10 protein-coding genes are annotated in these 14,443 nt (G+C 71.9%); 4 read left to right on the plus strand and 6 right to left on the minus strand.

Going from position 1 to position 14,443, the window contains the following annotated elements; all coding sequences use genetic code 11:
* Nucleotides 1–39 precede the first annotated feature (39 nt).
* Nucleotides 40–1,245, plus strand: coding sequence for a bifunctional 2-methylcitrate synthase/citrate synthase (locus tag Q2K16_RS08850; RefSeq protein ID WP_302744659.1), 1,206 nt, complete (start codon nt 40–42; stop codon nt 1,243–1,245).
* 190 nt (nt 1,246–1,435) lie between these two features.
* Here the strand turns inward: Q2K16_RS08850 and Q2K16_RS08855 are convergent, their stop codons facing one another.
* Genes Q2K16_RS08855 through Q2K16_RS08875 form a run of 5 tightly spaced genes read right to left on the minus strand, consistent with a single transcriptional unit; the run spans nt 1,436 to nt 8,399 of the window.
* Nucleotides 1,436–2,668, minus strand: coding sequence for an MFS transporter (locus Q2K16_RS08855; protein ID WP_302744661.1), 1,233 nt, complete (start codon nt 2,666–2,668; stop codon nt 1,436–1,438).
* Between the two features lie 8 nt (nt 2,669–2,676).
* Nucleotides 2,677–3,969: a lysine N(6)-hydroxylase/L-ornithine N(5)-oxygenase family protein gene (locus Q2K16_RS08860; protein WP_302744662.1), complete on the minus strand. Its 1,293-nt coding sequence runs from the start codon at nt 3,967–3,969 to the stop codon at nt 2,677–2,679.
* A 1-nt stretch (nt 3,970) separates the two neighbouring features.
* Nucleotides 3,971–5,710: an aerobactin synthase IucC gene (iucC, locus tag Q2K16_RS08865; protein WP_302744663.1), complete on the minus strand. Its 1,740-nt coding sequence runs from the start codon at nt 5,708–5,710 to the stop codon at nt 3,971–3,973.
* A complete protein-coding gene (locus Q2K16_RS08870; protein WP_302744665.1) occupies nt 5,707–6,657 on the minus strand; it encodes a GNAT family N-acetyltransferase in 951 nt (316 codons plus the stop codon). The genes iucC and Q2K16_RS08870 overlap by 4 nt, the downstream gene beginning before the upstream one ends.
* Entirely contained in the window at nt 6,654–8,399 is a 1,746-nt protein-coding gene (locus Q2K16_RS08875; RefSeq protein WP_302744667.1) for an IucA/IucC family protein, read from the minus strand. Before Q2K16_RS08875 ends, Q2K16_RS08870 begins: the two co-directional genes overlap by 4 nt.
* 559 nt (nt 8,400–8,958) lie before the next feature.
* Between Q2K16_RS08875 and Q2K16_RS08880 the strand changes: the two genes are divergently transcribed.
* Entirely contained in the window at nt 8,959–10,410 is a 1,452-nt protein-coding gene (locus Q2K16_RS08880; RefSeq protein WP_302744669.1) for an isochorismate synthase, read from the plus strand.
* Nucleotides 10,407–12,158, plus strand: coding sequence for a 2-succinyl-5-enolpyruvyl-6-hydroxy-3-cyclohexene-1-carboxylic-acid synthase (gene menD, locus Q2K16_RS08885; protein ID WP_302744671.1), 1,752 nt, complete (start codon nt 10,407–10,409; stop codon nt 12,156–12,158). Before Q2K16_RS08880 ends, menD begins: the two co-directional genes overlap by 4 nt.
* A 17-nt stretch (nt 12,159–12,175) precedes the next feature.
* Here the strand turns inward: menD and Q2K16_RS08890 are convergent, their stop codons facing one another.
* Nucleotides 12,176–13,306 carry an AMP-binding protein gene (locus tag Q2K16_RS08890; protein ID WP_302744673.1) on the minus strand — a complete coding sequence of 377 codons (1,131 nt, stop codon included), beginning with the start codon at nt 13,304–13,306 and terminating at the stop codon, nt 12,176–12,178.
* Between the two features lie 237 nt (nt 13,307–13,543).
* On the opposite strand from Q2K16_RS08890, the gene Q2K16_RS08895 reads away from it, so the two are divergent.
* Nucleotides 13,544–14,443: a 1,4-dihydroxy-2-naphthoyl-CoA synthase gene (locus Q2K16_RS08895; RefSeq protein ID WP_302744675.1), complete on the plus strand. Its 900-nt coding sequence runs from the start codon at nt 13,544–13,546 to the stop codon at nt 14,441–14,443.

Raw genomic sequence — 14,443 nt, forward strand, 5'->3', positions numbered from 1 at the left:
AACCCCACCCCGAACTCCGCCTGAGAAAGGGCGACTCCCGTGAGCACCGACGTGCATCGTGGCCTGGTCGACGTCGTCGTCGACACCACCGCAATCTCGGCACTGCCCAGCGCGACCGACCCGCTGACCTATCGCGGCTACCCGGTGCGGGACCTGGCGGCCCTGCGGTCCTGGGAGGAGGTCGCCTACCTGCTGTGGCACGGCGATCTGCCCGACGCCGGCCAACTGGCCGACTTCCGCGCCGCCGAGGCCGTCCGGCGACCGCTGGACCGTGACGGGCAGGAACTGCTGCGCACCCTCTCCGCGACCTGTCACCCCATGGACGTGCTCCGGACCGCGGTGTCCTACCTCGGTGCCCAGGACCCGACCGGGGACCGGCCCGACCCAGCGGCCAACCGCGCCAAGGCGCTGTCGCTGTTCGCCAAGCTGCCCACGATCGTCGCCCTCGACCTGCGCCGTCGCCGCGGACGGGACGCCATCTGGCCTGACCCGTCCCTCGGCTACGCCGAGAACTTTTTCCGGATGTCCTTCGGTGACGTGCCCTCGGCCGACGTGGTCCGCGCCTTCGACACCACGATGACCCTGTACGCCGAGCACAGCTTCAACACCTCCACCTTCACCGCCCGGGTCATCACCTCGACCCTGTCGGACCTCTACAGCGCGGTGACCGGCGCGATCGGGGCGCTCAAGGGGTCCCTGCACGGCGGAGCGAACGAGGCGGTCATGGACATGCTCCTGGAGATCGCCGACCCGGCCCGGGTGCCGGCGTGGCTGGACAGGGCTCTCGCGGACAAGCGGAGGATCATGGGGTTCGGGCATCGCGTCTACCGCAACGGCGACTCTCGCGTGCCGATCATGGAGGATGCCCTGGGGACGCTGGTCGCCGCCCACGCCGACGGCCCGGCCCGCCAACTTGCCGAGGTCTACACCCGGCTCCGGACCGCGATGCTCGACCGCACGGGGATCCACCCCAATCTCGACTATCCGTCCGCGCTGGCCTACCACCTGATGGGCTTCGACGCCGCCGCCTTCACTCCGATCTTCGTGATGAGCCGGATCACCGGCTGGACCGCGCACATCGTCGAGCAGGCCAGTGCCAATGTGCTCGTCCGGCCGCTGAGCGCCTACACCGGCCCGCGCCAGCGTCCGGTGCCGCCGCGGCCCCCGCCCACGTTCGGCAACTCCCTGCGACGCCGCACGCCTGGCCGGCCGACTCGCGACAGCTCAGCTACTCCTCACCCCTGAGCACGGCGGTGTGATCGGGGCGGCCGAGCCCCCGGCCCAGCAGGTGTCACCGCTGGACCCGCCAGCGGGCACGGCCGGAAAGCTGGCCGGCCCGGCCGCCCCCTGGGGCGATGGCGCAGGACCCGCAGGGACCCGGAGCGCATGCGACAGTTCGTGTGTCGTCGGATCCCGGCTTCGTCGTCTTCGGCCGTCACCCGCGAATGGGGCGAGCGCCACCTCCGGAGTCGCCCACCGGCCGGGCGCGCTCGAACCGTATCCAGACCGACACCACGAGGAAGGCCACCGCCGTTGCCAGGGCGACGGGCATCAGGGCCGAGTCGCCGCTCACCGTGGCGACCGTCGGCACCAGCAGGGCGCTCAGCGCGTATCCCAGGGTGTGGCTCGCGGCGACCCATCCCGCCCCGGCGCCGTCGTCCATCCGGTCGTTGACCAGGAGTTGGTAGGCCGGAGTGGCCAGTGCGGCGCCGAACGAGAGCACCCCGCAGCCCAGATAGACCAGGGGGACGTGCCGGCTCACCATCAGCGTCAGCCCCGTCACCAGCAGCAGGCCGGCGAGGGTCAGCAGTGGACGTGGCGTCAGCCGCTGCGGCCGCAGGATGGCGAACTGGGCGGTGAGCGAGGCCAGCGCCGCAAGGCTCAGCAGGCCGGCGACGTGCCGGCCGACCTGCGCGTCGTCCCCGCCGAGCAGCGGGCGCACCGTCGGTGCCAGCCCCAACTGCATCAGGCTGAGCCCCGCCGCCAGCAGCAGTGCGCAGGCCAGGTAGGGCAGGCAGGCGAGCGTGGGTCTGGTTGCCGGCCGGTCGCCGCGTGGCCGGGGAGGGTCCCCGGCCAGTGGCAGGATGAGCAGCCAGGCCGCCAGCGGGGCGATCACCAGCAGCCCCAGCGGGGCCAGCGGGTGCCAGGCCAGCATCCCGGCGGCCGCCAACGGCCCGAACAGGCGGCCACCGCTGAGCCCGGAGCTGATGGCGGCCAGGGCCGCCATCCGTCGCTCCTCGCCGGCGCGTTGCAGCGCCCAGGTCTGGCAGGCGGGCACCATGCCGGAGACGGTCAGGCCGTAGCCGATGCGGGCGAGCACCAGCAGGGCCAGCCCGGCGGGGACGTCGATCGCCGCTGCCGCCAGCAGGAGGCAGGTGAGCCCGAGCAGGGCGAAGCTCGCGGTGAATCCGCCCAGGGCGACGTGCACGACCGGCTTCCCGCCGCGTCGGGAGATCACCCGACCCCACCGGGGCGACGCGGGCAGGAAGAGCGTCGAGCCGAGGGTCAGCAGGCCGGCCCAGACCGAGAGGGAGAGGCGGGTCTCGTTGATCAACACCGGAAGGGCCACCAGCAGCCCGTTCTGCCCGAGGCCCAGCAGTCCGGCGCTTACCGCGAGCGGCCAGCAGGACGCCCCGCCGGGCTCTCGGCGCGGGACGCGGGCCGCCACGCCCGTCTTCAGGAGAGGGAGTCCTGACGCGCGCTGCGCCAGCGGATGAACGACGGCGTGGTGCTCAGGTCGAACAGGTCGCGACCGAGTGCCCGGTTGAGGATCCGGGCGGAACGCCAGGCCATCAGGCTGAGCTGCGGCTCGGCGATGCCGTGTGTGTCGATGCTGGCGTTGACGGCGAAGAGGAGGTTGTCCGGCGGTCCGTCCCAGCCCAGGGTGAAGTCGTCGCGGACGTGGAGGTTCCTGCCGTGGCCTGCCGACAGGCGGGGCAGCAGGGGCGAGAGGAAGGCGGGCACGGCCCAGCGGTAGCCGGTCGCGAGGATGACGACGTCGGTGTCGATCAGGTCGTGGCCCTGGTCGAGCTGATGGTCCAGGTGGAGCCGGATCCCCTCGCCGTGCCGGGTCACGCTGGTGACGGAGCGACTGGGCAGCAGGCCGACGTCGAGCGGGCGGCCCTGCACCTCGAAACGGTGGTACAGGGTGCGGTAGATGGTGGAGAGGGTGTCGGTCGTGATCCCGTCCGATGTCATCTTCTGTTCGGTGAGCATCTGCTGGCGTGCCGGCCCACTCAGGCTCCCGAAGCTCTGCACGTATTCCGGCGTGAAGTACTCGTTGGCGAACGGCGTCTCGTCGAGGGCGTTGAAGTTGTTGCGCCGGGACACCCAGTGGATGTGCGTGGGGTCGCCCCACTCCCCCCGGAGAACGTTCAGGAACAGGTCCGCGCCGCTCTGGCCACCGCCGACGATGGTGACCCGTCGAGCGCCCAGGTCCGGATTCCGGGCGTTCATCTCGCTCGCGTGGAAGCAGCGATCGTCCTGATCGGGCACGCAGGAGGGAAGGAACGGCTCCTTGCCGACGCCCAGGCAGACGTGGCGCGAGTGGTAGAGGTCGTCCTGCGTCCGCACCGCGAAGAGCCGGCGGTCGTCGTCGAAGGTGATCTCCTGCACCGTCTGGCCGAAACGCAGGTTCTCCATCCCTTCGGCGGCCCAGCTCAGGTAGTCGGAGAACTCGTGGCGGGAGACGACGCGCATCCCCGTGGTCAGGAAGCGGTAGAACTTCCGTCGTTGCACGAGGTAGTTGACGAAGCTGTAGGGGCTGCACGGCGCCACCGCGGTCACCAGATCCTTGAGGAACATGGTCTGCATGGCGCAGTCCGGCACCAGCATGCCGGGGTGCCAGGCGAAACGGGGCCTGCTGTCGAGGAACAGGCTGGTGAACCCGGCTGCCTGCTGGCTGAGTGCCGCGATGCTGAGGTTGAACGGCCCGACGCCGACCCCGATGAAGTCCACCGTGCTGGTCAACTCACTCCTCCTCCACTAGCCAGAGCGGGTTCGGCAGGTTCCACAGGTAGGCCGGCAGCATGCGCTCGCCCCGGTCCTGGTCCGGCCAGGTGAGCTTGACCGGGTTGAGCACCACCCGGATGATCGTCGGCTTGAACAGGTCGAAGAGGGCGAAGCGGTCGGCGAGCGTGGGGTGGTCCCGCATGTAGGCCCGGAGAACGTCGGCGAGCAGGCGGTAGAAGCGGCGTTCGCTGACGCCGAGGCGCGCCATGAGTGGCGAGACGAAGCGCAGCACCGTCACGAAGTTGCCGGTCTGCAGGTCGTGGATGAGGTAGTCGGCGCTGAGCCGGGCCGTGACGGCACGGACGCTGGCCGGCAGGCTGTCCAGCTCAGGAAAGTCGTCGGTCGTCAGGCGCAGGTCACCCTGGAAGTCCTTGAGGAGGGCGCGCTGTGGCACGCCGTCGCGCATCGCGAGGGAGATGTTCTGCCCGTGGGCGATGAGCGTCACCCCGTACCGGCAGAGCAGATGGTAGAGGGGCACGACCACCACCCGGAAGAGCTGGACCAGCCAGTCCTCGGCAGACATGCCCGAGCGGGCGATATAGGCGCCGATCAGCGGGTTGTGCTGGTCGTCGCACTCCATCAGGGTGGCCATGAGGATCGCGTCCTCGTCCGGGGCCAGGTGCCGGCGTGGGCTTTCGCGCCAGATGACTCCGAGCATCTCGTGGTATCGGTACGGAGCCTCCGGCAGGGCGGCGTACCCGGTGTGCTCGACGTAGCCCGCGGCGGGCTCGCCGAGCACGACCGCCCCACTGTCCCGCAGGGTAGGGTCCTGGGCGAAGACGTCGCGAAGCCAGCGGGAAGCCGGCGGTCCGGCCGCGATGTACCTGCCCGGGATGCCCCGATAGCAGGACGTGTTGTAGATGGTGAGCGGCAGCTTGACGTCCAGGCCGCTCCGGCGGCTGGCGTTGGTGAGCGTGCGCAGGGACTGTTGGGCGAGCCAGCGGTCGCCGAACTCACCGAGCGAGACGATCTCGCCGGTGGCGAGCTCCGACACGAAGTCGAGCGCGATCCGCTGCTGCCACTGCCAGGGATGGACCGGCAGCGGCAGGAAGTCGTCGTCCAGCCCCGCCGCCTGCCACCGGCGGCGGAACCGGTGGTGCTCGGCCTCGTCGAGCGCGCTGCGCAGCAGGGTGTCGGGGTCGACTGCCTCGTCGCAGTGCCACACCATCCGCGAGCGGCGCACCGCCAGCCAGTGCAACCGGAAGGTGCCGCCGTGTTCCGGGGCGTAGCGCTCAAGCGCGGTCAGCCCCCAACCTCGGCGTCCCTTGTTGAACACGAACTTCGGGTGGCCGCTGAGCAGGCCCTGCAACCGGTCCGGGTCGAGGGCGACCAGGTCCTCGGCGGTCATCCCACGGCGTGCCGCGCGCAGCGTCAGATCGGCCCGCAGCGTCGCGTAGAGGTCCTGGAGGTGCTCCGCGGTCGTCGCGTCGCTCATGCCCAGCACCGGTTGGAGCTGGCGCAGCAGCGCCGCGGCGAGGACCGGCTGGTCTCCGTCGCGCAGGGTCTCGGGTGCTATCCAGAGCCAGCCCCAGATGCCACGCTCGGCCGCGAAACGCCACTCGTGACCCGACACGGCGATGCGGAACCCGCCGCCGTCGGCCGGCTCAGCGACGAGGACCTGCTCGTACTCCAACTCCGCGAGCATCTTCGCCACGAGGGCACGGTTGACGTTCGCCCACTCCTCCCGGTCCGCCCTCACAGCCCCTCCCCCGCGAAGAAGGCGGACCGCTCGCTCATGACCAGCCGCGACCGCCTGTGGGGGAAGTCGAACTCCTTCACGGTCCGGAAACCGGCCGCCGGCAGGTGGCGGAACAGCCGCTGGTTGTCGGCGCGCGGTTCCATCACCAGCCGCCCGGTGCGGGGCTCGTCCAACCACAGGTAGTGGCTCAGTCCGCGCAGCCAGCTTCGGACGAGGTGCGCGCCCCGCCAGCGCGCCTCGCCGACGAGCACGTGCAGGCCACGATCGTGGGGCCACCAGCGGTAGTGCCGGCCGATGCGGTCCTCCGGGGCCCAGTAGACCTCGAAGTAGCCGAAGGGCTCGTCGTCGAAGGAGCCGACCAGCGGATAGAGATGGCCGTCGTCCAACTGACGCCGCAGGTAGGACTCCTGGACCGCCCGTGGGCCGGCCTGTTCCCAGAAGTACGCCACGCGCGGGTCGTTCATCCACCGCGTGAACCGCTCGCCGTCCCGCTCCGGGTCGGCGAGCCGGAAGGCGAGGGTGTGCCGTACCCGTGGGTCGTAACGACGGTAGACCGTGCCGTCCGGGCGGGCCGCGCGCCGTGGCAGGCACAGCTCGTGCTCGGCGTGGAACACGAGGCCCTCGGCCGGCGGTGGACGCGCGCCCGGCAGCCAGATCGGCAGTTGCCAGAACTCGGCTCGGGGCACGACGTCGCTCCCGATCCGCTCGAACAGCGCCATCGCCTGCGGCTCGTCCCGCCACTGCCGGTAGGGCAGGGTGACGGCGGTCAGCGCCGGATCCGCGACGAACATCTGGTCCAGGCCGGCCACCAGCCAACCCGACGGCAGCGGGCCGAGCCCGTGCAGCAGTGCGCTTCCGTCGACTCCCCAGGCCAGCGGCAGGGGTCTGGCCAGTTCCTCGCAGCACAGCCCACCCGGGGCGAGCACGATCTTCGCCGGCGGCGTCACGGCTCCTCCACCCCGAGCAGGGGGTTGGCGACGTCCCGGTAGATGACCGCCGGATCGGCGATGGTGTTCTCGTCGCGGTCGAGCAGGTAGCAGAGGAAGTTCGACTTGACCTCCCAGTGAGGGCTGTCGAGCACGTGGTCGAGGCAGGCCCGGCGGGTCACGGTGTCGCGCAGCGTCTCCAGGAAGCGGCGCACGCGCCGCAGGAGCTCCCGCTCGCTTGCCAGCCCGGCGCTGGCCAACGCCGCGGTGACGGCGAAGGTCGAGTTGACCAGCAGGTAGTAGGGGAGATAGCGCCGCACCTGTTCCGGGGTGAGGGTGTTCTCGACCTCGGTGTCGCCGATCTCGCGCAGCCAGTCTGCGGCCTGCGCGGTGAAGGCGCTTCCCTGGCAGTCGCGGTAGATCGCCCCGACCGGCAGGTCGTTCTCCATCTCCACCAGGAGGTTCTGCTGGTGGGCCAGCAACACCAGGCCGTGGTCGGCCTCCGCCACGAACAACGGCGTCAGCACCAGCTCGCAGTAGTCCCGCAACCACACGTGCGCCGCCTGACGCGGGTCGAGCAGCAGACGGGTGGCCAGGCGTTTCACCACCGCCGCCAGCAGGCTGTCTCCGCCGTCGGGCGCGTTCTGGGTGAGGGTGGCGAGCACGTTGGTCTGGGTTCCGGCACGGCCGTGGAGCAGGTTGGCGCGGAGGGCGAAGAGGCTCTCCTCGCGCAGGATGCCGTCCTGGTCGCGCAGCCCTGCCCAGCAGTCCTCCTGCATCACCCGGAAGGTCGGGAACCGGGCCTGGAACTCCTGCCACCGCGACGTGCGCGCGAGCCGCGCCAACCGGATCCCCCGCTCGACCTCCTTCGTCGACATGGTGCGCAGGGAGTTGGTCAGCCGCACGCTGAGCGAGAACTTGATCATCTCGGGGCTGGTGGCGCAGTAGAGCGAACGGCAGGACGTGGTCGGCAGCCACGACGCGCCAGCCTCACCGAGATCGACGATCCGGCCGTCGTCGCGCAGGCGTCGGCACCACGCCTGCCGCAGCAGGTGGTCGGCCTGCCAGGGGTGAAGCGGAAAGAGCCACCGCTCGTCACCGGCCGCCTGCGCCAACTGTGGGGCGTTCTCCGCGACAAAGCGGCGCAGGCGCTGCGGTAGCCGGATGCCCAGGCTCTCACCGGCGACCAGCTCGCGGTCCACCAGGAACCACCGGAGCGGGAAGTGGGCGGCGAAGTCGGGCAGGTAGCGGCGCGCCTCGCCGGGAGTGAACGGCTCGTGCGACCGGGGCGCGGGGTGGAAGGCGTGGCCGACGAGAAGGGCCTGCTCCGCCCGAGCGAACGAGAATTGCGCCTCCCGCAGGGTCGCCCAGTCGTGGTGCCGTGCCTCGATCGCCTGATGGGTGTGCGCGTGACTCTGTAGGACACGGTGCCGGAACGTCTCACCCGTCGCCTCCGGCGCTCCCTGCCGCCGCAGCACGGTGGCCACGATCAGGTCGACCATGGCGGCGAAGTCGACCGGCTCGCGGCCCCACTCGGTGACCCGCCATGCCGGGAAGCTGAACCGGTGATGCTGGGTCGGGGAGAAGTAGCTCACCGGAACCCGGATCTCCTGGTCGCCGTCGATCGCTATGACCACCTCCCCCACTCCCCCGGCCGGGGCGGACACGAATCTGGCGCAGTCCGGCATGCCCCGGAGCAGGGAGTTGAGGAAGGTGTGCGCGGCCACGTCAACGCTCAGCCGTCCAGACGTCGTCGTCCCCACCGAGCAGCTTCCTCCCGTTGTCGGATGCCGCGATCCGGCGGCATGTCGGCGCGGACCTGCCGGCGGCGGGCCGTTGCGGGTCCGGGCACGGCGATGGTCGACGTGACGGGCTGCCGTCCGGCGTCGGCCTCCTGCCCGGAGCGCCCGCCTCCCGCCACCGACGACGACGAATCCTGAGCATGCCGTCAGCCGAGCTGTCGTCAGCGACGTTAGCGATTCCGAAGCGGCCGACCGCAACACCGTCGGGAATCCAGTCGGCACCACGAATTGCAGCCAAATAACGCTGGGAATCGATCGTTCCGGTGGCGGTCCGCTGACGACTTCGCCGAACCGCGTCCGCTCGGAGCGACGCTGCGCCGGGTGGCGCGACCGCCGCCGTGGACGTGACCTCGGCATCCGTTGCGGCAGGGCGGAGCCATGCACCCGGAGTGGGCACCAACAGCCGTTGCGTCTGGCCGGTCACGGACCGTGACGATGGAACGGTGAAACCCACCACCATTCCTGCGGGGGCCTCCCCGCCGGCACCGCCTGCCGATCGACACGCCGCCGTGGTGGTCGCGTGACGGCCGCTCCCGGCTCCGCCGGCAGCTTCGAGGACCTCTGCCTGCGCGCCCACGAGGAGGCCCGGCGGCGACGCCGGCCGGTCATGGTGAGCTGGCACGAGGATCCGGCGCGGTGCGCCATCGACGTTCCGGCGCTGCTCGCCGCGGTCGCCGACGACCGGCGTCGGGCGTTCGTCTGGTCGTCGCGGTGGAGCGGCCTGACCATCCTGGGCGTGGGAACCGCACTGGACCTGCACGGGCACGGCGTCGACCGGTTCACCCAGGTCGGCCGGAGCTGGCGGCGACACCTGACGACCTCCATGAGCAACGCCCCGTCGCCGCACAGCCCCGAGCACCCCGCACGCCCGCTGCTGGTGGGGGGCTTCGCCTTCCAGGCCGACGCCGGGCATCCGCTCGGCGCTTTCCCGGACGGCCTGATGTGGGTTCCGGAGGCACAGCTCACCTGGACCTCGCCGCAGAGCCCGCTGCTGACCCTCAACGCCCAGGTCGCCGAGTCCGACGACCCGGTCGCGGTCGCCGAGCGGGCCCGCACGTCGGCGCGGGTGCTCGCCGGCCGGCCGCAGCCCGCGGCCGGCCCGGATCCCTTGGCGGAGCTGGTGCAGGAGCTGCCCTCCGCGCGGGAGTGGCGCGCGCTCGTGCTGGACGCCCGGAAGGCCATCGAGGCCGGCCCGCTCACCAAGGTCGTGCTGAGCCGGCAGTTGCTCCTGCGTACCCATGGGCCGCAGGTCGCCGGGCACGCGCTGCGTCATCTCCTGGCGAGCCAGGACACCGGCGCGGTCTTCGGCGTCCGGCTGGCCCAGCGGTGGTTCCTCGGGGCCACCCCCGAGTGCCTGGTCCGGCTCCGGGCCGGTGAGGTCCGCACGCACGGTCTCGCCGGATCGGCTCCCCGGCACGCCGACCCGGTCGACGACGAACGGTACGCCGACTGGCTGCGGACGGATCCGAAGATCCACCGGGAGCACGCCGTCGTCACCGCGCACGTGGAACGAAAGCTGCGCGACGTCTGCACCGACGTGCAGACCGGCGGCGGAAACCCGGTGTTGAAGCTCCCCCACGTCCAACACCGACAGACCGACATCCGGGCCGTCGTCCGCCAGCCACCGCAGGGCGGCCTGCTGGAACTGGCCCGGCTGCTGCACCCGACCCCGGCGGTCGGCGGTCACCCCGGCCACCTCGCCCTGGACTGGTTGGCCCGCCACGAGCCCTTCGACCGGGGCTGGTACGCCGGCCCGGTCGGCTGGATGGACTCCCGCAGCGAGGGCGAACTGGCCGTGGCGATCCGCTCGGCGGCGGTGTCCGGCCACCGGGCCGCCGTCTACGCCGGCTGCGGCATCGTCAGCGGCTCCGACCCGGACGAGGAGTACGCGGAGTCGAGCCTGAAGATGCGCACCATGCTCGCCGCCCTGGGCGTGCCCATCCGCACCGGCCACACCGGGACGACGGCGTGAATCCCGCCACCGCGCTCGCCCTCGTCCTGGCCGACGAGCTCGACCGCTGCGGCGTACGCGACCTGGTTCTGGCCCCGGGATCCCGCTCGGCGCCGCTGGCCCAGGCGTTCCGCGCCCTGTCGCGGGGACCCGATCAGCCGCCGCGTCTGCACGTCCACGTCGACGAGCGCGCGGCGGGGTTCATGGCGCTGGGCATCGCCCGGGTCACCGCCCGTCCGGTGGTCACGCTCTGCACCTCGGGGACGGCGGTGGCGAACCTGCACCCCGCAGTCCTGGAAGCCCACCACGCGCGTCTGCCGCTCATCGTGCTCACCGCCGACCGGCCACCGGAGCTGCGCGACACCGGGGCGAGCCAGACCACCGACCAGATCAAGATCTACGGCTCCGCCGTCCGCCTCTTCGCCGAGGTCGGCACGCCGGAGATCCGGGCGGACTCGAACGCCTACTGGCGGTCGCTGGCCTGCCAGGCCGTCGCGGCCGCCGCATCCGGACCCGTCCATCTCAACCTCGCGCTCCGGGAGCCCCTGACCTTCGACCCGCCGGAGAACTGGCCGCAGGTGTTTCCCGGCCGGCCCGGCCGGCTGCCCTGGGTCCACACCGGGGACAGACCGGCCGGGGCGTCGTCGCCGGTGGGACCGGACACGCCTGAGGTGGCGTTTCCCGGCGCGGCGCGCGGCGTGGTGGTGGTCGGCGACGGGCCAGCGGACAGCGCGGCGGCGGTGGCCCTCGCCGAGGGCATGGGATGGCCGTTGCTGGCAGAGCCGCAGAGCAACGCCCGGTACGGCTCCAGCGCGATCTCCTGCTACACCCACCTGATGGCGCATCCGGCGACCCGGTCCCTGCTCCAGCCCGAGGAGATCGTCTGCGTCGGCCGGCCCGGCCTGTCCCGTCAGCTCCTCGCGCTGCTGCGCTCAGGGGTTCCGCTGACCGTCGTGGACGCCCATCTGCCCTGGGCGGATCCGAGCCGGAGCGCCAGCAGACGCCTCCGTTGCGTCCCGCGCCCGGTCCGGCGTCGCCCCGATCCGGCGTGGCTCGGGCTCTGGACGGCTGCCGACCGGGTCGCCGGCGCGGCGCTCGACCGGGCACTCGACGCCTCGCCGCTGACCGAGCCGAGGCTGGCCCGTGACCTGCTGGCGGCCCTTCCCGACGACGCGGTCTGCGTGCTCGGTTCCAGCATGCCGATCCGCGACGTCGAGGCCACCATGCGGGCCCGGCGAGGCCCCCGCCTGGTCGCCAACCGAGGGCTCGCCGGCATCGACGGGACGGTCTCCACGGCGGTCGGCGCGGCGCTGGCCCATCGGGCGGCCGGTGGTGGCCGGGCCTTCGCGCTCCTGGGCGACCTGACCCTCCTGCACGACCTCACCGGGCTCGTCGGCGTCTCCCGCCGGGAGCATCCCGACCTGACCATCATCGTGGTCAACAACCGCGGCGGCGGCATCTTCTCGCTGGTCGACAGCACCCGCAACGCTGACGCCTTCGAGGAACTCTTCGGCACCCCGCACACCGTCGCCATCGAACACCTGGCCATCGCCACCGGCTGGCGGTACGCCCTGGCGTCCGGGGCCGCCGACCTACCCGGGCTGCTCCGCCTGCCGGGTCCGGCCATCATCGAGGTCCGGACCGAACGCGCCGCGAACGTCGGGCTGCGGCGCAGCCTCGACGCGGCTGTCGCCGACGCCCTCGACGACTGGATCGTCCGGGTGGGACACCGCCCGGCGTCGACGGATCCGCCGCCGGCGCTGCCATGAGGGCCCTCGCCCCCGTGTCAGGGCAGCTCCCCCCGCTGCAGACGCCGCCGGTCGGGCTTCCCGGAGGGCAGCAGCGGGATCGCGGCGACCAGTTCCAGTTCCCTGGGCGCCGCGTGCGCCGGCAGGGTCGCTCTGACCCAGGCGCGCAGGTCGTCAAGCTGCGGAACCGGGCCGGCGGGTACGACGACCGCGGTCACCCGCTCCCCCCACTCGGGGTCGGGCCGGCCGACCACCACCACCTCCCGCACGAGGGGATGGCAGGAGAGCCTGGCGGCCACCTCGGTCGCGTTGACCTTCTCCCCGCCGGTGTTGATCACATCGTCGGTCCGGCCGAGCACGCGCAGCCGTCCACTCTCGATCACGCCGAGGTCTTCGGTCACGAACCAGTCGCCATCACGTGCCGCGGCGGTGCGCGCCGGGTCGCCGTGGTAACGCTCGAAGAGCTGCGGACCGGCGAGCCGGATCCGCCCGTCCTGGCCGACGTCGGCGCGTACCCCGGTCAGGGGAACGCCGTCGTACACGCATCCGCCGGACGTCTCGCTCGACCCGTAGGTGGTGAACAGGCGGGCACCCGCCGTCCGCGCCGTCTCCAGCAGGTCTACCGGCGGCGGCGCGCCGCCGAGGAGCAGGGAACGGAACCGCGACAGGTCCACGCCGGCTTCGACGAGACGCCGCAGTTGGGTGGGGACCACGGCGAGGTGGGGGGCGTCCGTGGCGGCACGGGCGATGGCCGCGACGTCGAACCGGGGATGGACGATCAGCTCGGACCCGGCCAGCAGCGCCCGGACGATCACCTGGATGCCGGCGATGTGGCTGGTCGGCAGGGAGCAGAGCCAGGGGTCGCCCGCAGCGGCCTCGATCCTCGCCAGGGTGGCCGCGGCCGAGAAGCGCAGGGCACGCGCGGACAGCTCAACGATCTTGGGCCGGCCGGTGGAGCCGGCGGTGGCGACGAGCACGGCGGTGTCCGCCGCGACCGGAACACCACCGACAGGTACGGCGGGATCGCGCGGCACGAACCGGTGGGTGCCACCAGCCGTCTCCACGGTCGCCGGCGCCACCGCGTGCAGCAGCCGCCACAGGGCGGGCTCGGGCAGGTCGGGCGAGAGTGGAAAGAGCGCCGGACCGCTGCCGTCCAAGGCTGCGGACAACGATTGTCGAATGCGCGGCCCGGGGCGGAGCACCACTGCGTGCACGGGACGGTCCATCCGCTCAACCTATCGACGAACACAAAAGGAGGTAACTGTCGCGGGCGGCGGATTCACCTTTCGGAAAAGGAGACTCATCGCTGACCGGCGCGGCGGCCACGGCCCGGCCGAGCGCCCTCTCACGCGCAGAAAAACCACCGATTGCGTCAACCGAAGAACCCCTTGGAATGGAGGCCGACCATGTTCTCCGAGCTTTTCGACCCTGCCGTCTGGCGTGAGGTCGAGGGTTTCGACTTCACCGACATCACCTATCACCGGGCCCGGGAACAGGGCACGGTACGGATCGCCTTCAACCGGCCCGAGGTCCTCAACGCGTTCCGTCCACACACGGTCGACGAGCTCTACCGGGCGCTGGACCATGCCCGCCTCTGCACGGACGTGGGCTGCATCCTGCTGACCGGCAACGGCCCCTCACCGAAGGACGGCACGTGGGCCTTCTGCTCCGGCGGAGACCAGCGGGTCCGTGGCCGGGACGGCTACCGGTACTCCCAGTCGCAGACCTCCGCCGGCATCGACCCGAGCCGGGTCGGGCGGCTGCACATCCTGGAGGTGCAGCGGTTGATCCGTTTCATGGGCAAGATCGTCATCGCGGTGGTGCCGGGCTGGGCCGCCGGTGGCGGGCACAGCCTGCACGTGGTCGCCGATCTCACGATCGCCTCGCGGGAGCATGCCCGGTTCAAACAGACCGACGCGGACGTGGCCAGCTTCGACGGCGGGTTCGGTTCGGCGTACCTGGCCCGCCAGGTCGGGCAGAAGTTCGCCCGGGAGATCTTCTTCCTGGGTGACACCCACTCCGCCGAGGACGCCCACCGGATGGGCATGGTGAACGCCGTCGTGCCCCATGCCGACCTGGAGCGGGTGGCGGTGGAGTGGGCGGGGCGGGTCAACGGCAAGTCGCCGACGGCCCAACGGATGCTCAAGTTCGCATTCAACCTGGTCGACGATGGGCTGGTCGGGCAGCAGGTGTTCGCCGGAGAGGCGACCCGGCTGGCCTACGGCACCGCCGAGGCCGCCGAGGGGCGCGACCAGTTCCTGGACAAGCGCGACCCGGACTGGTCGCCGTACCCCTGGCACGGCTGA

It is taken from the genome of Micromonospora cynarisoli, from assembly GCF_030518815.1.
In the GTDB taxonomy this organism is placed as follows: Bacteria; Actinomycetota; Actinomycetes; order Mycobacteriales; family Micromonosporaceae; genus Micromonospora; species Micromonospora wenchangensis.

Excerpts from the sequence above, each read along its gene's own strand:
- Q2K16_RS08895 (WP_302744675.1), top strand. The coding sequence starts at position 13,544 with ATGTTCTCCGAGCTTTTCGACCCTGCCGTCTGGCGTGAGGTCGAGGGT.